Annotated in this window: 2 protein-coding genes and 1 pseudogene; all 3 read right to left on the bottom strand. The window is 59.7% G+C overall.

Features of this window, described 5'->3' with window-relative positions:
• Positions 1-505, bottom strand: a 505-nt coding sequence (locus QT222_RS00845; protein WP_491475993.1) for a calcium:cation antiporter family protein, incomplete at its 3' end; no start/stop codon positions are given.
• Position 506: 1 nt separating this feature from the next.
• Positions 507-680: a hypothetical protein gene (locus QT222_RS00840; protein ID WP_155844697.1), complete on the bottom strand. Its 174-nt coding sequence runs from the start codon at positions 678-680 to the stop codon at positions 507-509.
• Positions 681-838: 158 nt separating this feature from the next.
• A pseudogene (locus tag QT222_RS00835) lies at positions 839-1,165 on the bottom strand (CBS domain-containing protein); the annotation flags it as partial.

Below are 1,165 nucleotides of genomic sequence, written 5' to 3'. Positions count from 1 at the left end.
GTGATTGGGTTGACTCTCGACGAGTGATTATCGCGCCGACGTAGATCAAGTAGAGACCCAGTAGCAGGACGCCGTCGAGTCGACTAATCGTTCCATCCCAGGCGACCAACATGGTCGCACCGATCGCACCCAGCATCGGCAGATAGCTCTCGTAGACGAACCTCCGGGAGACGTGAACGGTCCCATACCCGATGAGAAGAACGCCGACGAGGAGGAGCTGCTGGACGGTCGAAGAGCCGGTGTTCCCGCCGATGACGACGGCCGAGGTAACCTGGTACTCGAGGACACCAGAGAGAATTCCGAGTGACGCGACGAGGTGAGAACTGAGTTCCGGGAGACTCGTACCCAACGCAAGGACGGTCATCCCAACGAGAACTTCGTCGACGTCGTAGTACTCGGCGAGCGCCAGCAGCCGACCGATCGCCCGACTCGCTGCAGTCACGAGCGTGTACAACGCGACCGTCCCGATAGCAATCTGTGTCAGCAACCCGCCCGAGACAGGCATATTAGCGCTCGGCTAGCCACGTGTCGTCCCAGTCTCGTTCGTAGTCGGGATCGAAGGGCTCGAGGGTCCAGACCGGACAGTTCTCGCACTCCCAGACTCTGTAGACCGTTCCGTCTCGAATCACGACCCCGACAGACGCCCAGGCGTGGGTTTCGCAGGTCGGGGCCTCAGACATATATGGACCTACAAACGATTGCTGTCCAAAAAAGCCTTTCCGCAGGACTAATCAGCCCGCGCTGGTCGGATACGTTGAGGAGGTCAAACCAACGTTGGATGAGACGTTGCTGGTCAGCCATCGAAACGTTCCTACTCGTGGACCGAGCGGCGAAACAGTTACCCGCCGAGCCACCATCCGTAGAGTTGTTCCTGCTCGTCACTGTCGGGACGCTTCTTCGACTGGCCGTAGGTCTTCCCCTTGAGGAGTTGGCGTTCGACCGCGTTTGCGGCGAGTCGGAGGGCGTGGGAGGCACCATACCCCTCGCCATCGGCCGTGAAGTAGCCACGGTCGGTAACCAGCCGAATTCGTGCCAGCACGAGTGGGACGCCCCGCGATTGCTCCTTGTGCTCTTGCAGTTCGATACTGGCCTTGATCACGCTCATCTCACCGTACTTCGAGGTCATGCTCTCTATCAGCGCGGAGACGTCATCGTAGTCCATCCC

This window comes from Haloferax sp. s1, assembly GCF_058382125.1.
Note: the sequence above shows the minus strand (reverse complement) of the source record. Positions and strands in the feature narration are given on the sequence as shown.

Coding starts and splice junctions, on each gene's coding strand:
- QT222_RS00840 (WP_155844697.1), bottom strand. CDS start 680: ATGTCTGAGGCCCCGACCTGCGAAACCCACGCCTGGGCGTCTGTCGGG.